Origin of the sequence: Streptomyces sp. Root1304, assembly GCF_001426405.1 — a bacterium.
GTDB lineage: Bacteria > Actinomycetota > Actinomycetes > Streptomycetales > Streptomycetaceae > Streptomyces.
The window spans coordinates 1-20,546 of sequence record NZ_LMEP01000026.1 but is presented as its reverse complement, the minus strand read 5'-3'; the positions used below and the strand labels follow the sequence as shown (position 1 = coordinate 20,546).

Annotated in this window: 22 protein-coding genes and 1 pseudogene; 11 read left to right on the top strand and 12 right to left on the bottom strand. The window is 72.1% G+C overall.

Features of this window, described 5'->3' with window-relative positions:
• Nucleotides 1-411: 411 nt before the first annotated feature.
• The 3 genes from ASD33_RS29355 to ASD33_RS29345 all read right to left on the bottom strand — a co-directional run bounded on the left by ASD33_RS29355 (nucleotide 412) and on the right by ASD33_RS29345 (nucleotide 3,185).
• Nucleotides 412-1,230, bottom strand: a complete 819-nt coding sequence (locus ASD33_RS29355) for a class I SAM-dependent methyltransferase (RefSeq protein WP_056567263.1) — start codon at nucleotides 1,228-1,230, stop codon at nucleotides 412-414.
• 376 nt (nucleotides 1,231-1,606) lie between these two features.
• Nucleotides 1,607-2,110 carry a GNAT family N-acetyltransferase gene (locus ASD33_RS29350; protein WP_056567260.1) on the bottom strand — a complete coding sequence of 168 codons (504 nt, stop codon included), beginning with the start codon at nucleotides 2,108-2,110 and terminating at the stop codon, nucleotides 1,607-1,609.
• A gap of 97 nt (nucleotides 2,111-2,207) precedes the next feature.
• A complete protein-coding gene (locus ASD33_RS29345) occupies nucleotides 2,208-3,185 on the bottom strand; it encodes a LysR family transcriptional regulator (RefSeq protein WP_056567257.1) in 978 nt (325 codons plus the stop codon).
• Nucleotides 3,186-3,416: 231 nt separating this feature from the next.
• Between ASD33_RS29345 and snpA the strand changes: the two genes are divergently transcribed.
• The gene (gene snpA, locus ASD33_RS29340) at nucleotides 3,417-4,061 is read left to right on the top strand and encodes a snapalysin (RefSeq protein WP_056567255.1); all 645 of its coding nucleotides are present in this window, start codon (nucleotides 3,417-3,419) and stop codon (nucleotides 4,059-4,061) included.
• A 185-nt stretch (nucleotides 4,062-4,246) separates the two neighbouring features.
• Here the strand turns inward: snpA and ASD33_RS29335 are convergent, their stop codons facing one another.
• The 3 genes from ASD33_RS29335 to ASD33_RS29325 are packed head-to-tail and all read right to left on the bottom strand — an operon-like array spanning nucleotide 4,247 to nucleotide 5,596.
• Nucleotides 4,247-4,666, bottom strand: a complete 420-nt coding sequence (locus ASD33_RS29335) for a DUF6304 family protein (RefSeq protein ID WP_056567251.1) — start codon at nucleotides 4,664-4,666, stop codon at nucleotides 4,247-4,249.
• A 42-nt stretch (nucleotides 4,667-4,708) separates the two neighbouring features.
• Nucleotides 4,709-4,972 (bottom strand): hypothetical protein, encoded by a 264-nt coding sequence (locus ASD33_RS29330; RefSeq protein ID WP_056567248.1) that lies wholly within the window; start codon nucleotides 4,970-4,972, stop codon nucleotides 4,709-4,711.
• Nucleotides 4,973-5,014: 42 nt separating this feature from the next.
• Nucleotides 5,015-5,596, bottom strand: coding sequence for a dihydrofolate reductase family protein (locus ASD33_RS29325; protein WP_056567245.1), 582 nt, complete (start codon nucleotides 5,594-5,596; stop codon nucleotides 5,015-5,017).
• Between the two features lie 109 nt (nucleotides 5,597-5,705).
• Here ASD33_RS29325 and ASD33_RS29320 point away from each other — a divergent pair, with 109 nt between their 5' ends.
• A complete protein-coding gene (locus tag ASD33_RS29320; protein WP_056567243.1) occupies nucleotides 5,706-6,281 on the top strand; it encodes a TetR/AcrR family transcriptional regulator in 576 nt (191 codons plus the stop codon).
• Between the two features lie 16 nt (nucleotides 6,282-6,297).
• Here ASD33_RS29320 and ASD33_RS29315 read toward each other — a convergent pair whose 3' ends face one another.
• Together ASD33_RS29315 and ASD33_RS29310 are read right to left on the bottom strand one after the other, a co-directional pair.
• Nucleotides 6,298-7,341, bottom strand: a complete 1,044-nt coding sequence (locus ASD33_RS29315) for a family 2 encapsulin nanocompartment cargo protein polyprenyl transferase (protein ID WP_199863616.1) — start codon at nucleotides 7,339-7,341, stop codon at nucleotides 6,298-6,300.
• A gap of 104 nt (nucleotides 7,342-7,445) precedes the next feature.
• Nucleotides 7,446-8,861 carry a family 2B encapsulin nanocompartment shell protein gene (locus ASD33_RS29310; protein ID WP_056567240.1) on the bottom strand — a complete coding sequence of 472 codons (1,416 nt, stop codon included), beginning with the start codon at nucleotides 8,859-8,861 and terminating at the stop codon, nucleotides 7,446-7,448.
• Between the two features lie 267 nt (nucleotides 8,862-9,128).
• On the opposite strand from ASD33_RS29310, the gene ASD33_RS29305 reads away from it, so the two are divergent.
• A complete protein-coding gene (locus ASD33_RS29305; RefSeq protein ID WP_056567237.1) occupies nucleotides 9,129-9,719 on the top strand; it encodes an N-acetylmuramoyl-L-alanine amidase in 591 nt (196 codons plus the stop codon).
• Nucleotides 9,720-9,842: 123 nt separating this feature from the next.
• Nucleotides 9,843-10,877, top strand: a complete 1,035-nt coding sequence (locus ASD33_RS29300) for a pyridoxal-phosphate dependent enzyme (protein ID WP_056567234.1) — start codon at nucleotides 9,843-9,845, stop codon at nucleotides 10,875-10,877.
• Here the strand turns inward: ASD33_RS29300 and ASD33_RS29295 are convergent.
• Nucleotides 10,853-12,451, bottom strand: a complete 1,599-nt coding sequence (locus tag ASD33_RS29295) for a Na+/H+ antiporter (protein WP_056567231.1) — start codon at nucleotides 12,449-12,451, stop codon at nucleotides 10,853-10,855. The genes ASD33_RS29300 and ASD33_RS29295 overlap by 25 nt on opposite strands.
• 46 nt (nucleotides 12,452-12,497) lie before the next feature.
• On the opposite strand from ASD33_RS29295, the gene ASD33_RS29290 reads away from it, so the two are divergent.
• From ASD33_RS29290 to ASD33_RS29280, 3 genes are all read left to right on the top strand, one after another.
• On the top strand, nucleotides 12,498-12,758 hold the full coding sequence (locus ASD33_RS29290) for a UBP-type zinc finger domain-containing protein (RefSeq protein WP_056567228.1): 261 nt from the start codon (nucleotides 12,498-12,500) through the stop codon (nucleotides 12,756-12,758).
• Nucleotides 12,759-13,079: 321 nt separating this feature from the next.
• Nucleotides 13,080-13,493: an anti-sigma regulatory factor gene (locus ASD33_RS29285; protein WP_019889334.1), complete on the top strand. Its 414-nt coding sequence runs from the start codon at nucleotides 13,080-13,082 to the stop codon at nucleotides 13,491-13,493.
• Entirely contained in the window at nucleotides 13,382-14,554 is a 1,173-nt protein-coding gene (locus ASD33_RS29280; protein WP_079045108.1) for an RNA polymerase sigma factor SigF, read from the top strand. The genes ASD33_RS29285 and ASD33_RS29280 overlap by 112 nt, the downstream gene beginning before the upstream one ends.
• Nucleotides 14,555-14,559: 5 nt before the next feature.
• Here ASD33_RS29280 and ASD33_RS29275 read toward each other — a convergent pair whose 3' ends face one another.
• Nucleotides 14,560-15,012 carry a hypothetical protein gene (locus ASD33_RS29275; RefSeq protein ID WP_056567224.1) on the bottom strand — a complete coding sequence of 151 codons (453 nt, stop codon included), beginning with the start codon at nucleotides 15,010-15,012 and terminating at the stop codon, nucleotides 14,560-14,562.
• Nucleotides 15,013-15,118: 106 nt separating this feature from the next.
• On the opposite strand from ASD33_RS29275, the gene ASD33_RS29270 reads away from it, so the two are divergent.
• Both ASD33_RS29270 and ASD33_RS29265 read left to right on the top strand, forming a co-directional pair.
• On the top strand, nucleotides 15,119-16,087 hold the full coding sequence (locus tag ASD33_RS29270; protein WP_056567221.1) for a diacylglycerol kinase family protein: 969 nt from the start codon (nucleotides 15,119-15,121) through the stop codon (nucleotides 16,085-16,087).
• A gap of 318 nt (nucleotides 16,088-16,405) precedes the next feature.
• The gene (locus ASD33_RS29265; RefSeq protein WP_003953983.1) at nucleotides 16,406-16,663 is read left to right on the top strand and encodes a WhiB family transcriptional regulator; all 258 of its coding nucleotides are present in this window, start codon (nucleotides 16,406-16,408) and stop codon (nucleotides 16,661-16,663) included.
• Nucleotides 16,664-16,888: 225 nt separating this feature from the next.
• Here ASD33_RS29265 and ASD33_RS29260 read toward each other — a convergent pair whose 3' ends face one another.
• Together ASD33_RS29260 and ASD33_RS29255 are read right to left on the bottom strand one after the other, a co-directional pair.
• Nucleotides 16,889-18,355: a PAS domain-containing sensor histidine kinase gene (locus tag ASD33_RS29260; protein WP_056567212.1), complete on the bottom strand. Its 1,467-nt coding sequence runs from the start codon at nucleotides 18,353-18,355 to the stop codon at nucleotides 16,889-16,891.
• A 295-nt stretch (nucleotides 18,356-18,650) separates the two neighbouring features.
• Entirely contained in the window at nucleotides 18,651-19,313 is a 663-nt protein-coding gene (locus ASD33_RS29255) for a TetR/AcrR family transcriptional regulator (protein ID WP_056567209.1), read from the bottom strand.
• 83 nt (nucleotides 19,314-19,396) lie between these two features.
• Here ASD33_RS29255 and ASD33_RS29250 point away from each other — a divergent pair, with 83 nt between their 5' ends.
• Together ASD33_RS29250 and ASD33_RS35250 are read left to right on the top strand one after the other, a co-directional pair.
• Nucleotides 19,397-20,161 carry an SDR family oxidoreductase gene (locus ASD33_RS29250; protein ID WP_056567207.1) on the top strand — a complete coding sequence of 255 codons (765 nt, stop codon included), beginning with the start codon at nucleotides 19,397-19,399 and terminating at the stop codon, nucleotides 20,159-20,161.
• Between the two features lie 287 nt (nucleotides 20,162-20,448).
• Nucleotides 20,449-20,546: pseudogene (locus tag ASD33_RS35250) on the top strand (glucosamine-6-phosphate deaminase); the annotation flags it as partial.

Sequence of the window (20,546 nt, the reverse complement as noted above, 5' to 3'; positions counted from 1 at the left end):
GCCCATTGCTAGAAGACGAAGAAGGCCTGCCCCAGGCCGGGGCAACTGACCCGCACGGTCGCGGGTCCGAAGCCCACCGCCCGTGAAGGGCGTGCTCTTCGACGTGGAGCACAGGGGGTTCTGCCACTCCGTCATGTCCGTCCCGCAGGCCGACATCATCCTGTACGGGAACGGCCTCGCCGACCACGTCCAGCACGAGTTCACCGGCCGCGCGAGCGGCCTCGTCACTCGCCCGCACGACGGTCGGCTTCCGGTCGTACGTCACCGAGGGCGGGCCGGGCATCGACGTCACCGCGCCCACGCCGTACACCACGGCTGAGACCCGACGCGGCCGGGAACCCCTGGCACGGGCGATCGTCAGGGAGGCACGGCGTCTGCTCGTCGGTCCCCGGCCGCCGTTCCGGGACCGGCTCAGCGGCGGCAAACAAGGATGCCGCTGCGGCAGGTGATCTCGTAGCTGCCGTGGCGGGCGATGTGGTCGGCGACGAGGGTGCGGGCGCGGGCGACGGTCGCGTCGAAGGGGGCGTCGTGCTGGTCCGCCCAGGCGCTGTACGAGGCCATGTGGGCGATGACGGGTTCGGGGTCGCGGACGGTGATGGTCCCCGGCAGTTCGACGACCTCCACCCGGCCGAACTCCTCGCCGAGCAGGCCCGGAGCGTTCTCCAGGGAGAAGCGGGCGCCGAGGGAGATGCGAGCCGGGCCCCGGTCGACGCCGAGGACGTCGCCGGCGGCGCGCTGCCAGAGGTCGTCGAGCTCGGCCTTGTCGCGGTCGCTGTTGGTGGAGACGACCACCAGCCCGTCCCGGGCCACGACCCGGGCCAGTTCCCCGACCGCCCGGGGGATGTCGGGCACGTGATAGAGCATGTGGAGCGCGAGAGCGGCGTCGACGCTCCCCGTCGCCAGCGGCAGGCACGTGGCATCCGCCACGGCGACCGGCCCGGGGACGCCGAGGAGGATGCCGGGAGAAACGTCGAGACCGAGCAGCCCCAGGTCGGGACGGTCCTGCCGGAGCCGCTGGATGAACGTGCCGTTGCCGCAACCGATGTCGACGACGCGCCCGCGTACGCCCACCAGCCGCTCGGCGACGAGCCCGGGAAGGTCGTGCCGGGGCGTCTGCCATTGGTAGAGCGACTGCCGGGCGGCCAGATCCCGGTCTCCGTTGTAGGCACTGCCCGCCAGGCGGACCCGGTCGGTGACGGCGGCGTCGTGGGCGGCGGAAAGATCGGTCACGTCGGCAACTCCGGAGGGTGGGCGGCGGGCAGGAACGCACGGACGGCCATGAACGGGAGTCGGTCACGCGGGCACACCACCCACGCGGCCCCACGGTACTGCGGCCGTACGGGCTCCGGCCCGGGAACGATGAGCACGCACACGAGACTGGCCGACATTCGCCCGAGCGGACTGGTTCCTCCCCATCCGCACCACGGTGGAGCCCAGTTGCCGCCTCCGCGCTGACGAGGGCCTTGCGGGCACGCGGCCAGAAGGGTCGTCACGGAGTACGCGAACTGTGCGGCGCCCCGGAAGCCGCGCGTTCCTGATCCGGGGTCCCCCGTCGCGTCGAAGCGCCTCCAGCCGCCCTCGACTCACGCCCCGAGGCCCCCGGCCCCTACCGCTCCCCCACCCCGAGGCTGTACCGGCGCTTCTCCCTCGACGTCGCCCCCAGCCGGTCGTAGAAGCGGATCGCGTTCTCGTTCCAGGACGGCGTCTGCCACTGGATCTCCGCGAGGCCGAGGCGGATCGCCTCCTCGCGTACCGCCTTCATCAGGAGCGGGCCCAGGCCGTGGCCGCGTGCGGTCTCCGTGAGGTAGAGGCAGTCCATGTGGAGGTACTCCGTGCCGTCCCAGGTGGAGATCTCCGGCGCGCACGTCGCGTACCCCACCACCGCCCCGTCGGGGAGCGTGGCCACCAGGCAGCGGAGGCGCCCGGTGCCGGGGCCGAAGAGCAGCCCGGTCAGGCGGTCCGCCAGACCGGGCGCCGGGGGCGCCGACTTCTCGTACGCCGCGTGCTCGGCGATGAGTTCCACGACCCGCGCCAGGTCCTCCGGGTCCGCGTGCCGGACCACGGCCCCCGCGCGGGCGGGGGCCGGTCCGTCCTCGTGTACGTCGCTCATACGGTCATCATGCCCGGCGTCAGACCTCCGCCCGCCCCCGTCACACCGTCATCAGACCCGGCGTCAGACCCGGCGTCAGACCCCCGCCCGCCCCCCGTCACACCGTCATCAGACCCGGCCCCACCCACGCACCCGCCCCCGCCCCCGTCACGCCCTCGCGGCGGAGCCACTCACGGTACGGGGCCGCGCGCAGCGCCACTTCCCGGTACGCCGCCGCGAGTTCCGCGTACAGGAGGTCCAGCGGCGCTCCCGGGCGCGCGTACAGCAGCAGCCGGACCGCCAGCGGGTCGCCGCGCAGGGGGCGGATCGCCATGTCGTCGCGCGGGCCCGACGTGGGCTGGCACGGGGCGACGGCCTCGCCGAGGACGACGAGCGAGGCGGCCGTGTGGTAGTCGGCGTGCAGCAGGGGCGGGTCGATGCCCGCCGCGCCCAGGACCCTGCGGAGGCCGTCCCATTCGCCGTCCACGGTCGGGTCGACCATCCAGTGGTCGTCCGCCAGGTCGGCGAGGTCGACCACCGGCCGGGCGGCGGCCGGGTGGTCGCGGGCCATGGAGATGAACTGCGGTTCGCGAGCGACCAGGACCCGTCCCCTGAGGCCGTCCGGGACTCTTAAGGGGCTGCCCTCGACCTCGTGCACGAAGGCCACGTCGAGCTGGCCGGCGGCGACCGTGCGCAGGAGCGCGTTGGCGGAGACGTCCATCCGGAGGCCGACGTCGGTGCCGGGCAGGCGTTGGCGGAGTCCGCGCAGCCAGCCGGGGAGCGCCCGGCTCGCGGTGGAGCCGACGCGGAGCCCCGGGCCGTCGGCGCGGGCGGCGGCGGCCCGGGTCTCGGTGACGAGCGCGGCCATGTCGGCGACGAGGGGGCGGGCCCGGCTGAGCAGGGAGTGGCCGAGCGGGGTGGGGCGGCAGCCGGTGCGGCCCCGGGAGAAGAGTTCGGCGCCCAGGGAGTTCTCGATGCGCCGCAGTTGGGTGGTCAACGAAGGCTGTGTCATGCCCAGTTGGCGGGCCGCCTTGTGCAGGCTGCCCGTGTCCGCGATGGCGCAGAGCGCGCGCAGGTGTCTCACCTCCAGCTCCATGCCCCGAGGGTAGGACGGCTCCCTGACTCGCACCAGACGCCCGGAACCGTTCAATCACCTTTCATTCCAAGGCAGTTGATGGCGATCGAGAGAGGTCCTACCGGGGTCGTCGGGGATGGCCGCGGAGGCTCGGGCGGGTGGTGATGCGGTGGGACTATCGGCGGTTGACATCATCCGCGCACGGCCCGGCTCCCCCGAGACTCACTCCGACCCCAACAGGAGGAGCCCCCCATGCGTCACCCCAAGGTCCTCACCTCCGTACTGACCGCCGCCCTCGGTATCGGTCTCGCCGCCTCCGTCGGTACGGCCCCGGCGGCGGCCGTGAGCACCGTCCACGCGGGCAACGCCACCGTGGCGTACGCCGGTTCGGCCGAGGAGGCCAAGGCCAACCAGGCCTTCTTCGACGCCGTCATGAAGTCGGTGGCGAAGAAGCGTGCCGCCGTTCCCGGCGCGACCGCCGTCACCGTCGTCTACAGCGCCGCCAACGCGCCGACCTTCCGCACCCAGATCTCCCGCTCGGCGCAGATATGGAACAGCTCGGTGGCGAACGTCCGCCTCGTCGAGGGCAGCAACCCCGACTTCGCGTACTACGAGGGCAACGACTCCCGTGGCTCGTACGCGAGCACCGACGGTCACGGTGGCGGCTACATCTTCCTCGACTACCGGCAGAACCAGCAGTACAACTCGACCCGTGTGACCGCCCACGAGACCGGGCACGTCCTCGGGCTGCCGGACCACTACAGCGGTCCGTGCAGCGAGCTGATGTCGGGTGGCGGCCCCGGCACGTCCTGCCAGAACGCCCAGCCGAACGCGCAGGAGCGCTCCCGCGTCGACCAGCTGTGGCGCTACGGCCTCGCCTCCGCCTTCAAGGGCTGACCCCGGGAACCGGGTCCGGGCCCCCGAGTCCGGGCCCGAGTCCGGACTCGCCCCGCACCAGGGCTCGTTCCCGGCCCTTCTCCCGTACATGGGCTGATCATGGCCCCTTTCCAGCCCCCCACGTACGACGACGGCGGCGCCCCCTCCCTCTGCGCGTTCGAGGGGGCGCCGCCGTCCCGTGCTTCTCAGGCCGGCTGGAGCAGGCGGCGGCCGAAGTCCGCGCCGGGCGGGAGCTGGCGGCGGACCCGGTCGAGCGCCCCGTCGAAGTCACCCCCGGCGACGCACGCTTCGAAGGCCGCCCCGCCGTAGTGCAGCGTCAGACTGAGGTCCGCGCGCTCGCCGAGCGTCAGCAGACAGCTCAGCGTGGCCTGTTGGGAGGCGCCGTCCACGACGACGGGGAGCGGCAGGTCCCACTCCAGGACGCAGCCGGTGAGGGGCTGCCCGCCCTCGCCGTCCGCGCTGAGCGCGGCGAAGCCCTCACCCTTGTACTCGATACCCCTGATGCGGGCGGTGACGTGCCGCCCATCGGCTGTGATGACCAGCGCTTCCGCGCCGCTGCGGTCCCGGTACCAGCCGGTCCAGACTTCCGTCGACTCCGATGACATGCGCGGACTGTAGCGGTATGACCGGCTCCGGCGCGCGTCCGGTCACCCTGCGGCCGGACTTCTCCCGATCTCGCCGTTTGTGCCGGTCACCTGCGTGCTCGCGGCTTCCGCGCCCGCCTCGGCGTCGCCGTCCACGGGCTCGTGGAGCGGGCAGTCGGGGTTGCGGCAGGGCTGGACCTCCCACTCCGGCACCCAGGCCCCGAGGACCTTGTGCCGGGTGGCCATCGTGGTCCGCCGACGACCACAGGCCGGGCAGTTGAACTCGGCCCGGGGATCCCGTGTCGTGCGGGGCGCCTCGTCACCCATGTGTCCAGGGTAGGACGCCCCGCGCGGCGGCGCTCGTCGCCGCTACCGCTGCCTGGTGTACGTACGGACGAGCACGCCGTTGTCGAAGGCGCGCACCGCGCCGAGCTCGAAGTCGCGGGGCTCGAAGCCGGCACCGAACATCGGCATTCCGGCGCCGTAGACCTGCGGGTAGGTCTTGATGATCAGCTCGTCGATCTCCTCGATGAGCTCACCGGCGATGGTCGAGCCGCCGCAGAGGTAGATGCCCAGGGGGCCGTCCTCGGCCTTGAGTTCGCGGACGCGACCGACGAGGTCGTCGGCGATCAGCTCCACGTTGGGGTGGGGCGATGCGGCCAGCGAGCGGGTGGCGACGAACTCGCGCAGGTGGTTGTAGGGGCTGGTGACGCCGATGTCCAGGGCGATCTTGTACGACCGCATCCCCTGGATCAGGGTGTCGAAGTGCTTGTTCTCGGCATCGATGCCGAAGATCTCCCGCACGTGCGTCGGGACGGCGTCGGGGTACTCGGCGTTCATGGCGTCCATGTACGCGCCGGTCGAGTACTTGAACATGGAGGAGGCGTCGCCCTCGGGGTCACCGATGAAGCCGTCGATGGAGCAGGCGATGTAGTACGTGAGCTTGCGCAAACCGGTCCTCTTGGTCCTGGGGAAGCGGCTGCGTTCGCAACCACGACAGCTATAGTGCTTCACCTGTAGTGGTTACGCAAGAGCTATTTCTCTGTCGAAGGAGCCCGACGTGGCGAAGAACCCGGAACGCCGTACGGCCCTGCTCGACGCCGCGATCGAGGTCCTGGCCGACGAAGGTGCCCGCGGGCTGACCTTCCGGGCGGTCGACGCCCGGGCGGGGGTCCCCACGGGCACCTCGTCCAACTACTTCCGCGACCGGGACCAGGTGCTCTCCCAGGTCGGTGACCGGATCTTCGTACGGCTGACCCCGGCGCCGGAGTCCGTCGAGGCGGCCTTCGCCCCGGCGCCCAGCCGCGAGCTGCTGGTGGAGCTGATGCGCTGGATCGCCCGGCGCATGGCGGCCGAGCGCACCTGCTACCTCGGGCTGTTCGAACTCCGCCTGGAAGCGGTACGCCGTCCCGAGCTCCGCACCCAGCTCACCAGGGTGCTCCGCTCCGACCTGGACGAGAACATCCGGGGGCACGTCGCCGCCGGGATGCCCGGGGACGCCGACACCGTCCGGCTGCTCTACTTCGCCCTCACCGGACTGCTGCTCGACCACTTCACCGTCCCGGACCTCCACGGCGACCGGGACCTGGACGAGCTCATCGAGACGGTGGTCACCCGGATCGTCCCCGAGGGGTGACCCACCGCGACCGGGATCAGCGCGTGCGGCGCGTGACGAACTCCGCCAGGGCCAGCAGGTCCCCCGCCGCGGCCGGGTCCGGGACCGCCTGCGCCAGGTACTCGACCGCTCGGCCCATCCGCTCGGCGGCCTGCGCCTGCGCCCAGTCGCGCCCGCCGGCCCGCTCGACCGCGTCCGCCGCCGCCCGTACCGCCGCGGCGTCCAGGGCCGGACGGGCGTAGATCTCGGCCAGCTCCTCGCCCGCCCGGGTCCCCGAGGTCAGCGCCGCCACCACGGGGAGGGACTTCTTGTGGGCGACCAGATCGGCTCCGGCCGGCTTGCCGGTCCGGTCCGGGTCGCCCCAGATCCCGATGAGGTCGTCGATCAGCTGGAAGGCGAGGCCCGCCTCCCGGCCGAAGGCGTCCAGCGCCGCGACCTCCTCGTCCCCCGCCCCCGCGTAGAGCGCGCCGATGGCGCAGGAGGCGCCGAGCAGCGCCCCGGTCTTCGCGGTGGCCATGGCCAGGCACTCGTCGAGCGTGACCTCGCGGGGATCGCGCCGTTCGAGCGCGCAGTCCGCCTGCTGCCCGGCGCACAGCTCGATGACGCAGGCCGCCAGGCGTGCGGAGGCGGCCGCCGAGGCCGGGTGCGGGTCCTCGGCGAGCAGGCGGAGCGCGAGCGCGCTCATCGCGTCACCGGCGATCAGCGCGTCGGGGATGCCGAAGACGGTCCAGGCGGTGGGCCGGTGCCGCCGGGTCACGTCCTCGTCGACGATGTCGTCGTGGAGCAGGGTGAAGTTGTGCGCGAGTTCGACGGCGGCGGCGGCCTTCACCGCCTGGGCCTCCTCGGCGCCGAGCGCCCGCGCCGCCGCGAGGACGAGGGCGGGGCGGATCGCCTTGCCCGGCTGCTCCGCGGCCGGGGTGCCGTCGGCGTGCTCCCAGCCGAAGTGGTACATCGCGACCCGCCGCATGGACCCGGGCAGGGTCTCGACGGTCGAGCGCAATTGGGGATTGACAGCGGTGCGCGTCCGGTCCAGGAGCCGCACGGCCCCCTGACCGTCGGTGACGGCATCCGCGCTGGCCATGGTCACGGTCACTTCCTTCGTATCCTCCGTGCTGCTGCGCGGCGACGAGCCGGGAACACCCGGGGGCGGGGAGGGTTCGGCCCCCGCCCCCGGGCGTCGTCGGCTCAGCGCCAGCGGCTGACCTCGACGTTCTCCAGGACACCGAGCGCGTCCGGGACGAGGACCGCCGCCGAGTAGTAGGCCGTGACCAGGTAGGAGATGATCGCCTGCTCGTCGATGCCCATGAAGCGGACGGAGAGGCTGGGCTCGATCTCGTCGGGCAGGCCGGTCTGGTGCAGACCGATCACGCCCTGGTCGGCCTCGCCGGTACGCATGCAGATGATCGAGGTGGTGCGGGCGTCCGACACCGGGATCTTGTTGCACGGGTAGATCGGCACACCGCGCCAGGTCGGGATGCGGTTGCCGTCGATGTCGATCGTCTCGGGCACCAGACCGCGCTTGTTGAGCTCGCGGCCGAAGGCGGCGATGGCGCGCGGGTGCGCCAGGAAGAGCTTGGAGCCCCGACGCCGGGAGAGCAGCTCGTCCATGTCGTCGGGGCTGGGGGCGCCGTCGTGGGGCTGGATCCGCTGCCCGTAGTCGCAGTTGGCGAGGAGGCCGAACTCCTTGTGGTTGACCAGCTCGTACTCCTGGCGCTCGCGGAGCGCCTCGACCGTGAGCCGCAACTGCTGCTCGGTCTGGTTCATCGGCTGGTTGTAGAGGTCGGCGACGCGGCTGTGCACCTTCAGCACGGTCTGGGCGACGCTCAGCTCGTACTCGCGGGGCGAGGCGTCGTAGTCGACGTACGTGTGCGGGACGACGGCCTCGCCGACGTGGCCGGCGGAGAGGTCGATGGCGGCCTCGCCGTAGGTATTGGTGCGCTGGTCCGGCAGGGCGGCCACCGTCGCGAGGTGCGCGGCGAGCGAGCCGGCGCGCTCCGCGAGGTTCCGTACGTCGTCCCGGGTGAGCTCCAGGACCGTACAGGCGGTGGCGGCGCGGGCGGTCCACTCCCAGGCGGCGTCCGCGTCGACGAGGGCGTCGTCACCGAAGTACGCGCCGTCGGCGAGCACGCCGAGCACGGCCTCGTCGCCGTACGGTCCCTCGCCGATCTGCTCGACCCTGCCGTGCGCGAGGAGGTGGACGCGGTCGGTCGGCTCGCCCGCGACGGCGATCACCTCACCCGCCGCGTACTCCCGCTGGCGGCAGCGGGACGCCAGCTCGTTCAGCGCCTCCTCGTCCTCGTAGCCGCGCAGGGCGGGGAGCTCGCCGAGTTCGGCGGGGATGACCGCGACGCGCTCTCCGGTCTGGACGAAGGTGACCCGGCCGTCACCCACGGAGTAGCTGAGCCTCCGGTTCACCCGGTACGTACCGCCCTGCACCTGGACCCACGGCAGCGCCCGCAGCAGCCACCGCGAGGTGATCTCCTGCATCTGCGGCGCCGACTTGGTGGTCGTGGCGAGGTTCCGCGCGGCGGCGGTGCCGAGACTCTGCTGCGGCGCCTGCTGCTCCGCGCGGACCTCGTCGCCAACCGAACCAACGGACATGGAACTCCCTCTCGTATGACCTCGTAAAAAAGCTGAGTGACGAGAGAGAGCCTTTCAGCACGGAGCGTGTCGGCGCCATTACACATTCGAGTGGGACTGTTCGACGATCTTCGGGGCATGTCACGTGATTTCCATCCGAACAGCGGAGCCCCACCCGTCCCATCGGCCGATGTCCGGATCAGCTCGCACACCGTACGAACGGATGGCAGCGGAGTGGCGGACTCCGGTACTCCGGAAGCTCACCCCGTCCTCCGAAGGGAGTCGGTCATGTCCTCACCCATGTCCGCGAGCAGGTTCCTCGACGCGCTGCGCGACGAGGGCCTCGCGGTCGTCCAGGTCGGCGAATGGTCCACCCACAACCGCAACCACAAGGGCCCCTGGGGTCCCGTGCACGGCGTGATGATCCACCACACCGTGACCCGCGGCACCGCGAACACCGTCCGGATCTGCCGGGACGGCTACGCGTCCCTGCCGGGACCGCTCTGCCACGGCGTGATCGCCAAGGACGGCACGGTCCACCTCGTCGGCTACGGCCGCGCCAACCACGCGGGGCTCGGCGACGACGAGGTGCTCCGGGCGGTCATCGCCGAGCGGGGCCTGCCGCCGGACGACGAGGCCACGACCGACGGCAACCGCCACTTCTACGGCTTCGAGTGCGAGAACCTCGGGGACGGCGAGGACCCGTGGCCGAAGGTCCAGCTGGAGGCCATCGCGAAGGCGGCGGCCGCGCTGTGCCGGGTGCACGGCTGGACGCACCGCTCGGTGATCGGACACCGGGAGTGGCAGCCGGGGAAGGTGGACCCGCGCGGCTTCACGATGGCCTCGATGCGGGAACGGATCGCGGACATCCTGCGCTGAGCGCGCGTGGGCGGGGACACGGCTCCGGGGTACGGCCCCGCCGGCCCGCGCACGGGCGCCGCTGCGGCCGGCCGTGTGCGGGGCCCGGACCCCGGCCGTGCTCCGGGCGCGGACAATGGCCGGGTGAACGCGTTCGACCTCTCCCGTCTTCGGCCCCGGCTCCCCTCACCCCTGGAGCCGGTGGAGGACGAGCGCTTCGCCCGGCGCGGGCTCACGCTGCTGCTCAAGCGCGAGGATCTGATCCATCCCGACCTGCCGGGCAACAAGTGGCGCAAGCTCGCCCTCAACCTGGGTGCCGCCGCCGGGCGTCCCGTGCTGACCTTCGGCGGCGCGTACTCCAACCACCTGCGGGCGACCGCGGCCGCCGGGCGTCTGCTCGGTTTCCCGACCGTCGGGATCGTCCGGGGCGACGAGCTGGCCGGGCGCCCGCTCAACGCGTCCCTCGCGCGGTGCGCGGCGGACGGGATGCGGCTGGAGTTCGTGGACCGGGCCACGTACCGCGCGAAGAACGATCCGGCGACCCTCGCCCGGCTCCTGGAGCGGGCCCCCGCGGGCGCGTACGTGGTCCCGGAGGGCGGCAGCAACGCGCTCGCGGTCCGGGGCTGTGTGGAGCTGGGCCGGGAGCTCGCCGGGGTGGCCGACACGGTCGCCGTCGCCTGCGGCACCGGCGGCACCCTCGCGGGCCTCGCGGCCGGGCTCTCCCCCGGTCAGCGGGCGCTGGGCGTCCCGGTCCTCAAGGGCGGCTTCCTCGGCGGGGAGGTCCGGGCCCTCCAGGAGGCGGCGTTCGGCGGGCCGCGCGGCGACTGGACGCTGGACGAGCGTTTCCACTGCGGGGGGTACGCGCGCACGTCCCCCGTTCTGGAGGCGTTCGCACGCGACTTCGAGGCGCGGCATGGACTCGCCATCGAGCGGCTGTATGTGGCCAAAATGCTGTACGGCCTGACGACCCTCGCGGAGGAGGGCGCGTACCCGGCGGGCACCCGGCTCGTGGCGGTGGTGACGGGCGCGCCGGACGGGGCCGGCATGGCTATGGGCGCGCCGGACGGGGCCGCCGCGACGCCGGACGCACCGGGCGGCCCGGCGACACCGACGGGCGCCCCGGGCCGGCCACCGCCGACCCGCCCCGCCGGCCCTCAGCCGTCCGACTCCTCGCGGTAGGCCGCCGCCTCTTCGAGGTCGAGCCTGCGCAGCAGCGTCCGCATCATCTCGTCGTCGATCCGGCGTGCGTCCCGGAGCTGGACGAAGACCTCCCGCTCGGCGTCGATCATCTCGCGCGACAGCCGCCGGTAGGTGTCGTCCGCGGTCTCGCCGGTGACCTCGTTGACCGCGCCCAGCCGCTCCCAGACCGCGTTGCGGCGCCGTTCGAGGACCGTGCGCAGCCGGTCGGCGAGGGGCTTCGGCAGGGCGTTGCGCTCGTCGGCGAGGAGCTCGTCGAGGCGTTCCTCGGCGGCCCGCGAGGCCTCGCTCTGCGCCTGCGCCTCGGCGAGCGTCTCGGCGTACCGGTCCCGTCCCGGAAGCTTCAGGAGCCGGATCAGCGGCGGCAGGGTCAGGCCCTGCACCACCAGCGTGCCGATCACGGTGGTGAAGGTGAGGAAGAGGACGAGGTTGCGGGCCGGGAACTCCACGCCGTCGGTGACGACGGGGATCGAGAAGGCGATGGCCAGCGAGACCACCCCGCGCATGCCGGCCCAGCCGACGACGAGCGGCGCCCGCCAGTCCACCTCCGGCTCCCGTTCCCGGATGCGCGAGGACATCCAGCGGGGCAGGAAGGTCGCCGGGTAGACCCAGACGAAACGGACGACGACCACGGCGACGAAGACGCCGACCGCGTACCAGGCCGCCTCGCCCATGCCGTAGCGGCCGAGTCCCTGGACGACGTACGGCAGCTGGAGGCCGATCAGGGCGAAGACGGCGGACTCCAGGACGAAGGCGACCATCTTCCAGACCGCCTCCTCCTGGAGCCGGGTCGCGAAGTCGACCTGCCAGGCGCGGTGGCCCAGGAAGAGGCCGACCACGACGACGGCGAGGACTCCGGAGGCGCCGACCTCCTCGGCGGTCGCGTAGGCAACGAAGGGGATGAGCAGGGAGAGCGTGTTCTGGAGCAGGGAGTCGCCGAGGCTCCGGCGCAGCCAGTGGATCGGGACCATGAGGACCAGGCCGACGCCGATGCCGCCGAGGGCCGCGAGCGCGAACTCGCCGAAACCGCCCGCCCAGCTGATGCCCGCGCCGACGGCCGCCGCGAGGGCGACCTTGTAGGCGGTGATGGCGGTGGCGTCGTTCACGAGGGACTCGCCCTGGAGGATCGTGGTGATCCGGTTCGGCAGGCCGAGCTTGCGCGCGATGGCGGTGGCCGCGACGGCGTCCGGCGGGGCGACGACCGCGCCGAGCACGAGGGCGGCGGTCAGCGGCAGGTCGGGGACGAGGACGTACGCGAGCCAGCCCACGGCCACGGTGGCGAAGAGGACGTACCCGACGGAGAGCAGCGCGACGGGCCTGATGTTGGCCCGCAGGTCGAGGTAGGAGGACTCGACGGCCGCCGTGTAGAGGAGCGGGGGCAGGATCAGCGGCAGCACGATGTGCGGGTCGAGGGTGTAGTCGGGGACCCCGGGGACGTACGAGGCGACGAGGCCGAACGCGACGAGCAGCAGCGGGGCGGGCACCGGGGTCCGGCGCGCGATCCCCGCGACGGCGGCGCTCGCCGCCACCAGTGCCACCAGCTGCAGTGCGTCCATGCCCGTCTGCCCGTCCCTCTCCGTGCCGCAACGTAACCTGGCCATCATGAGCGAGTGCCCGCACGTAGCCGAAATGCCGCGCCCCGAACCGGCGCCGCTGGCCGACACCTGCCCCGAGTGCCTGGCGGACGGTACGCATCCGGTCCAGCTGCGGCTCTGCCTGGCCTGCGGGCACGTGGGCTGCTGCGACTCCTCGGCGGGGCAGCACGCGACGGGGCACTTCTCGACGACCGGGCATCCGGTGATGCGGACGTTCGAGCCGGGCGAGGCCTGGCGCTGGTGCTTCGTGGACGGCTCGATCGTCTGACGGGCCCGCGAGCCGCGGTCCGGCCGGATCGTACGACCGTCCGGCGATTCGGCCGTCCGACGGTTCGCCCGGCTCCCGGGTGGGTACGTCACCCCTCCGCCGGTCGCTCGTTCCCGGCCTCCGCAGACCCCTGCCCACCGTCCGCGCCCATGGGCCTACCATGGGTGACGGCCGATGACGGGGGCGGCCGGGGGCTACGGCGACACGGCGGGACCGATCGCGATAGCGTCACGGCGGACTGCGCAGTCCCTGCGTACCGCCCGGTTCGGGGGACCCTTTCCCCCGAGCCCCGAATGAGCTTGTGCCACCTTGGAGGTGAGGGTGTCCCAGATCGCAGGCGAGCCCGGGACCCAGGACTTCGTGGAAGTCCGGCTGCCCGCTGCGGGTGCCTATCTGTCCGTGCTGCGTACGGCCACGGCCGGCCTCGCGGCGCGCTTGGACTTCACCCTCGACGAGATCGAGGACTTGCGGATCGCGGTCGACGAGGCCTGCGCCATCCTGCTCCAGCAGGCCGTGCCGGGGTCCGTCCTCAGCTGTGTCTTCCGGCTGGTCGACGACTCCCTCGACGTGACCGTCTCCGCCCCGACCACGGACGGCCGGGCGCCCGAGCGGGACACCTTCGCCTGGACGGTGCTGTCGGCACTGGCCGGGAAGGTGGAATCGTCGGTGGCCGACGACCGTACGGTCTCGATCAGCCTGTACAAACAGCGCGGCGCGGGGCCAGGCCCGGCGTGAGGAGCGGGGACGCGACGGCCGGCATCCCTGAGCAGCAGGCGCGGCCGTATGAGGTCGCTACGGAGCAGGCGGACCAGATGAGCGAGCACGAGCAGCACCACGAGGTTCCCGAGGCACCGGGTGCCTCCGAGGCCCCCCGGGGCCCCGCGAGTGCGGAGGGCTCCGCCGCGGCTCCCGAGGAGTCGCGGCCGGCGGAGGCCGAGGCCGCCGCGGACGCGGAGACGGACGCCGGTGCGGGGAAGCCCGGGGACGCGGACGAGGGCGAGGAGGACGACGGGGAAGCGGACGTCCCCGCCGTTCCGGACCCGCACGACCGGAGCGGCGCCCGCGCCCTCTTCGTCACGCTGCGCGAGCTGCCCGAGGGCTCCCCGGAGAAGGCGGAGCTGCGCAACCGGCTGGTGCGGATGCACCTGCCGCTGGTGGAGCACCTGGCCCGGCGCTTCCGCAACCGCGGCGAGCCGCTGGACGACCTGACCCAGGTGGCGACGATCGGCCTGATCAAGTCGGTGGACCGGTTCGACCCGGAGCGCGGCGTCGAGTTCTCGACGTACGCGACGCCCACGGTCGTCGGTGAGATCAAGCGCCACTTCCGTGACAAGGGGTGGGCGGTCCGGGTGCCGCGCCGGCTCCAGGAGCTGCGGCTCTCGCTGACCACGGCCACGGCGGAGCTCTCCCAGCAGCACGGCCGCTCGCCGACCGTGCACGAGCTGGCGGAGCGGCTCGGGATCTCGGAGGAGGAGGTCCTGGAGGGGCTGGAGTCGGCGAACGCCTACTCGACGCTCTCCCTGGACGTCCCCGACACGGACGACGAGTCGCCGGCGGTCGCGGACACGCTCGGCGCGGAGGACGAGGCCCTGGAGGGGGTCGAGTACCGCGAGTCGCTGAAGCCGCTCCTGGAGGACCTGCCGCCCCGGGAGAAGCGCATCCTGCTGCTGCGCTTCTTCGGGAACATGACCCAGTCGCAGATCGCGCAGGAGGTCGGCATCTCGCAGATGCACGTGTCCCGGCTGCTGGCGCGGACCCTCGCGCAGCTGCGGGAGAAGCTCCTCGTCGAGGAGTGACCTCCTCAGGCCTCCTGGCCGGGGCGCCGGATGCCGAGCGCCTCGGTCGTGGCCGGGTTCACCAGGAGGACGAGCCCGGCGACGGCCAGGACGCCGAGGACCGCGCCGGCCGGGATCATCACGCTGTTCGCCTGGACCATCTGCCAGGCGACCGGCAGGGCCAGGATCTGGGTGATCACGGCCGGGCCGCGGCTCCACGAGCGGCACAGCCACAGGCCGCGGGCGGCGGCCAGCGGGATCAGGCCGAGTGCGACAAGGGTCACAGCTCCGGTCACGGCGCCGGTGAGGTCGCCGGACGTCCCGGTCAGGGCGTGCACCAGCATGTACACGCCACCGATGACGAGCCCGAGGGCCTCGACACCGGCCACGACGGCCGCCGCGGTCAGGCGGACGGGGCGGGTGGCCGGGCGGGGGCCGGGGTTCTGGTCCGTACTGCTCAAGGGCTCCGTACTGCTCATAGAGGGCAGGGTAGCGGGGGCGGGCCGGGACGGCCGGAGCCGGGCGAGCCGTCCAGGGAGCGGGCTGGACTGGGCCCGGTACCGCCGGGTAGGTACCCTGACGCTCATGCGCGCACTTCTCGTGGTCAATCCGGCAGCCACCACCACCAGTGCCCGCACCCGTGACGTCCTCATCCACGCGCTCGCCAGCGAGATGAAGCTGGAGGCGGTCAGCACCGAGTACCGCGGACACGCGCGTGACCTGGGCAGACGGGCCGCCGACTCCGGCAACATCGACCTCGTGGTGGCCCTCGGCGGCGACGGCACGGTGAACGAGGTCGTCAACGGACTGCTGCACGACGGGCCCGACCCCGACCGGCTTCCCGGCCTCGCGGTGGTCCCCGGCGGCTCGACGAACGTGTTCGCCCGCGCCCTAGGACTGCCGAACGACGCCGTGGAGGCGACCGGCGCCCTGCTCGACGCGCTGCGTGAGCGGCGGGCACGCACGGTGAGCCTCGGGCTCGCCTCGGGAACGCCGGGCACGGAGGACGAGTCCGTCCCCTCCCGCTGGTTCACCTTCTGCGCCGGCCTCGGTTTCGACGCGAGCGTCATCGGCCGGGTCGAACAGCAGAGGGAACGCGGGAAGCGTTCGACGCACGCCCTCTATCTGCGCCAGGTGGCGCGTCAGTTCCTGGAGGAACCGAACCGCCGGCACGGAACGATCACCCTGGAACGCCCCGGCGCCGAGCCGGTCGAGGACCTCGTCCTCTCCATAATCTGCAACACCTCCCCCTGGACCTACCTGGGCAATCGTCCGGTGTACGCGTCCCCGGAGGCCTCCTTCGAGACCGCGCTCGACGTCCTCGGACTGCGCCGTCTGTCCACTCCGGCGGTGGCCCGTTACGCCACCCAGCTGCTCACCTCGACCCCCGAGCGCGGGCCGCGCGGCAAGCACGCCGTATCCCTGCACGACCTGACCGACTTCACCTTGCATTCGAAGGTCCCTCTCCCTCTCCAGATGGACGGAGACCACCTGGGACTGCGTACGAGCGTGACGTTCACAGGCGTACGCCGTGCACTGCGTGTGATTGTGTGAGTGGAAGGGCCCAAAGTCCTTTCACTCGAACGTTTAGGCGCGCATCCACCCCTTAGAAGTACGGCTGTGACCTAGCCGACACCGAGGAATCAAAAAAAACTTTCCGGAAGGGGTTGTATCCGTTGCTGGGGTTTGGGAGTCTCTTCTTGGCGATCGGGACGGCCCGCAACACCGGCCTCCACTGAGAGCCAGAACCCCTCCTCAGTAACAAGGACCACACCAGTTCACCTGGCAGTCGGCCCTTCCCTTGCGGGGGGATTCGTGAAAGCGTTCACATTCACAAGCAACTCGCACGTAACACTGAGAGAGGTAGCAGCCATGGACTGGCGTCACAACGCCGTTTGTCGTGAGGAAGACCCCGAGCTGTTCTTCCCCATCGGCAACACCGGTCCTGCGCTGCTGCAGATCGAGGAAGCCAAGGCCGTCTGCCGCCGCTGCCCCGTCATGGAGCAGTGCCTGCAGTGGGCGCTCGAGTCCGGCCAGGACTCCGGCGTCTGGGGTGGCCTCAGCGAGGACGAGCGCCGCGCGATGAAGCGCCGTGCCGCTCGCAACCGGGCGCGTAACGCCAGCGCCTGAGCCACCTGCACAGCCTGAGGCACGCGGCGCGTACACAGCGTACGCAATCACCGCTCTCGAGCCGCAGCACGCAGCAGTAACCCACAGCATTCGAGCCCCGGACCGATTTCCTCGGTCCGGGGCTCGCTGCTGTTTCGCCTTCGGGTCTTCTCCGGCTTCGGGTCTTCTCCGGCTTCAGGCCTTCTCCGACTTCCGCTGACGTACGGCTACTTCGCCACCGTGCGGCTACTTCAGCGGCTGTACGGGAATGTCGAGGACCACCTTCGTGCCGCGTTCGGAGCCCGGCAGCATGTCGAAGGAACCGCCCAACTCCCCTTCCACCAGGGTCCGTACGATCTGCAGGCCGAGATTTCCGGCGCGCTGCGGATCGAATCCCTCGGGCAGACCGCGGCCGTCGTCCCGGACGGTGATCAGGAGCCGGGCGTCGGCCCTGGGTTCGCCGCGCACGGCGGTGACCTCGACGGTCCCCTCGTCACCCGGAGCGAAGGCGTGCTCCAGGGCGTTCTGCAGGATCTCGGTGAGGACCATGGCGAGCGGGGTCGCGACCTCGGCGTCGAGAATGCCGAAGCGGCCGTTGCGCCGGCAGGTGATCCGGCCCGGGGAGATCTCGGCGACCATCGCGATCACCCGGTCGGCGATCTCGTCGAACTCGACGCGCTCGTCCAGATTCTGGGACAGCGTCTCATGGACGATCGCGATCGAACCGACGCGTCGCACGGCCTCGTTGAGGGCCTCGCGGCCCCGGTCGGAGTCCATCCGGCGGGCCTGGAGGCGCAACAGGGCGGCCACCGTCTGGAGGTTGTTCTTCACCCGGTGGTGGATCTCCCGGATGGTGGCGTCCTTCGTGATCAACTCACGCTCGCGGCGGCGCAGTTCGGTGACGTCCCGCAGCAGGACGAGCGAACCGATCCGGGTGCCCTTGGGCTTGAGCGGGATCGCCCGGAGCTGGATCACCCCGCCGTTGCCCTCGACCTCGAACTCGCGGGGCGCGTAACCCGAGGCGAGGGTGACCAGGGCCTCGTCCACCGGTCCCCGGGACGGGGCGAGTTCGGCGGTGATCTGGCCGAGGTGCTGGCCGACCAGGTCGGCGGCGAGGCCGAGCCGGTGGTACGCGGAGAGGGCGTTGGGCGAGGCGTACTGGACGATGCCCTCGGCGTCGAGCCGGACCAGTCCGTCGCCGGCGCGCGGCGAGGAGTCCATGTCGACCTGCTCGCCGGGGAAGGGGAACGTTCCGGCGGCGATCATCTGGGCGAGGTCGGAGGCCGACTGGAGGTAGGTCAGCTCCAGCCGGGAGGGGGTGCGGACGGTCAGCAGGTTGGTGTTGCGCGCGATGACGCCGAGGACCCGGCCCTCCCGGCGCACCGGGATGGACTCGACCCGTACGGGGACCTCCTCGCGCCACTCGGGGTCGCCCTCGCGGACGATCCGGCCCTCGTCGAGGGCGGCGTCGAGCAGCGGGCGCCGGCCGCGCGGCACCAGGTGGCCGACCATGTCGTCCTGGTACGAGGTGGGGCCGGTGTTGGGCCGCATCTGCGCGACGGACACGTACCGCGTGCCGTCGAGGGTCGGGACCCAGAGGACGAGGTCCGCGAAGGAGAGGTCGGAGAGCAGCTGCCACTCGGACACCAGCAGGTGGAGCCACTCGAGGTCCGAGTCGCTCAGGGCGGTGTGCTGGCGCACGAGGTCGTTCATGGAGGGCACGGTGCGAGCGTACCCGCGGAATAAAGGGGCGGTGAACCTGGATCTCCTGGGCTACGTGTTGGAGTATGGGCCAGGAACGACCGCGTTCCTGTGGATGGACAGACAAGAATGGTCTAGTCCACAATGAACGCAACAGAGCCTCCATCCTCCCCGCACAGGAGGATGGAACGAGGTACCCGACGCTCTCTGCCCTGACTGCGTCGAGACCTCCCACAACGGCCGAGGGACCGCACACCCCCGGCCGGCGCAACTCCGGGCTGCGGTGCCGGACGGGCTGAGGGTCCCGTCAGGCGCCGCGGCCCGCGGGTGTTTCCGGGGCCTCCGCGGGCGCGGAGGGTGCCGCCGGCGCGGGGGGCGCCGCCGGCCAGGCGCGCATCGCCGTCTCGGCCACCACCGCCAGCTCCTGCGCCGTCGCCCCGTCGCGGGCCTGCTGGGACATGCCCTGGAGCACGGCGCCGCTGAAGCGCGCGAGTCCACGGGCGTCGGTGTCCGCCGGCAGTTCGCCCTCCTCCATCCCCCGCCGGATCCGGGCCTCGAAGGACGCCAGGTTGGCGTTCCGGCGCGCTCTCAGGGACTGCTCGACCTCCGGGGTCGAGCAGTTGGTCGCGGCGGAGATCATCAGACAGCCGCGGGGGTGGCCTGGCTCGGTGAAGAGCCCCGCGGCCTCGCCCAGCATGCGGCCGATGGCGCCGCGGGCGGTCCCCTCCTCCTCGAAGGCCCGGCCGCCGTACGCGCCGTACGAGCCGGCGTAGACCTCGACGACCTCCTCGAACAGCGTCTTCTTGTCGCCGAAGGCGGCGTAGAGGCTGGGCGCGCTGATGCCCATCGCGCGGGTGAGGTCGGAGACGGAGGTCGTCTCGTATCCGTGCTCCCAGAAGGCCATGGTGGCCTGCTCAAGGGCCGTGGGCCGGTCGAAGGAGCGGGGGCGGCCGCGCTGTGTCGTCACCATGGAGTGAATTCTATAGCGTCCGCTACGGAAATGGGGTACGGTCTTTTCATAACGACCGCTACAGAAGTGAGGGGGGCGTCACCATGGGCGTGCTCGGAGGAAAGCTCGAAGGGAAGACGGCCCTGGTGACGGGTGGCAGCCGGGGCATCGGACGGGGGATCGCCGAGCGGCTCGGCCGCGAGGGGGCGCGGGTCGCGGTGCACTACGGGAGCAACGAGACGGCGGCGAAGGAGACCGTGGCCGCGATCGAGGCGGCGGGTGGCGAGGCCTTCGCGATCGACAGGGAGCTGGGGACGCCGGGGGACGCGGCGGCGCTCTGGGCGGCGTTCGACGGGGTCGCGGACGGCCTGGACATCCTCGTGAACAACGCGGGGATCGGGGCGAGCCGGCCGTTCGCGACGATCGACGAGGAGGAGTACGACCGGATCTTCGCGGTCAACACGAAGGCGCCGTTCTTCCTGGCCCAGCTGGGCGCGGACCGGCTGCGCGACGGGGGCCGGATCATCAACGTCTCGACCGGGCTGAGCAAGGCGGCGGTGATGCCGGAGACGATCGCGTACGCGATGTCGAAGGGTGCGCTGGACGTGTTCACCCGGCACCTGTCGAAGGTGCTCGGACCGCGGAGGATCACGGTCAACGCGGTGGCGCCGGGGATCGTGGACACCGACATCAACGCGGGCTGGCTACGGGGCGACGAGGCGGCCTGGAAGGGGGCGGAGGCCCTGTCGGCCCTCGGAGGGGTCGGCACCCCGGCGGAGATAGCGGACGTGGTGGCCTTCCTGGCCTCCGAGGACGCGCGCTGGGTGACGGGGCACTGGATCGACGCGACGGGCGGCTCGCTGGCGTGACCTGCGGGAGGGAGTCGACGGGGGACTGAGGCTGCGGGGGGCCGCGAGAGTGCGGGGGTCGACAGGGCGCCGCGAAAGAGGGGCCGGGTGAGGCCTCCGGCGGGGGCGGGCGGGGCCCGTGGGGTTCGAGTGGCTGGGGTGGGTGGGGCGGTCGACGATGGAGGCGGCGGAGCGTCCGGGAGGCGGAACAGCATGAGGGGAAGGCCCCTCCTCTGCTAGATTTGCCTTTGATTGGTCTATACCACATGGCTCCCTCACCAGCCCCTCACCAGATCGGCAGGCACAGCGTGGAAGTTGTCATCGTCAAGGACGCCAAGGCGGGCGGCGAGCTCATCGCGGACGGCATCGCCGGCCTCCTGCGCCGCAAGCCCGACGCGCTGCTCGG

Coding starts and splice junctions, on each gene's coding strand:
- ASD33_RS29350 (WP_056567260.1), bottom strand. CDS start 2,110: ATGAGCGACGTACACGAGGACGGACCGGCCCCCGCCCGCGCGGGGGCC.
- ASD33_RS29345 (WP_056567257.1), bottom strand. CDS start 3,185: ATGGAGCTGGAGGTGAGACACCTGCGCGCGCTCTGCGCCATCGCGGAC.
- snpA (WP_056567255.1), top strand. CDS start 3,417: ATGCGTCACCCCAAGGTCCTCACCTCCGTACTGACCGCCGCCCTCGGT.
- ASD33_RS29335 (WP_056567251.1), bottom strand. CDS start 4,666: ATGTCATCGGAGTCGACGGAAGTCTGGACCGGCTGGTACCGGGACCGC.
- ASD33_RS29330 (WP_056567248.1), bottom strand. CDS start 4,972: ATGGGTGACGAGGCGCCCCGCACGACACGGGATCCCCGGGCCGAGTTC.
- ASD33_RS29315 (WP_199863616.1), bottom strand. CDS start 7,341: ATGGCCAGCGCGGATGCCGTCACCGACGGTCAGGGGGCCGTGCGGCTC.
- ASD33_RS29310 (WP_056567240.1), bottom strand. CDS start 8,861: ATGTCCGTTGGTTCGGTTGGCGACGAGGTCCGCGCGGAGCAGCAGGCG.
- ASD33_RS29305 (WP_056567237.1), top strand. CDS start 9,129: ATGTCCTCACCCATGTCCGCGAGCAGGTTCCTCGACGCGCTGCGCGAC.
- ASD33_RS29295 (WP_056567231.1), bottom strand. CDS start 12,451: ATGGACGCACTGCAGCTGGTGGCACTGGTGGCGGCGAGCGCCGCCGTC.
- ASD33_RS29290 (WP_056567228.1), top strand. CDS start 12,498: ATGAGCGAGTGCCCGCACGTAGCCGAAATGCCGCGCCCCGAACCGGCG.
- ASD33_RS29275 (WP_056567224.1), bottom strand. CDS start 15,012: ATGAGCAGTACGGAGCCCTTGAGCAGTACGGACCAGAACCCCGGCCCC.
- ASD33_RS29270 (WP_056567221.1), top strand. CDS start 15,119: ATGCGCGCACTTCTCGTGGTCAATCCGGCAGCCACCACCACCAGTGCC.
- ASD33_RS29265 (WP_003953983.1), top strand. CDS start 16,406: ATGGACTGGCGTCACAACGCCGTTTGTCGTGAGGAAGACCCCGAGCTG.
- ASD33_RS29260 (WP_056567212.1), bottom strand. CDS start 18,355: ATGAACGACCTCGTGCGCCAGCACACCGCCCTGAGCGACTCGGACCTC.
- ASD33_RS29255 (WP_056567209.1), bottom strand. CDS start 19,313: ATGGTGACGACACAGCGCGGCCGCCCCCGCTCCTTCGACCGGCCCACG.
- ASD33_RS29250 (WP_056567207.1), top strand. CDS start 19,397: ATGGGCGTGCTCGGAGGAAAGCTCGAAGGGAAGACGGCCCTGGTGACG.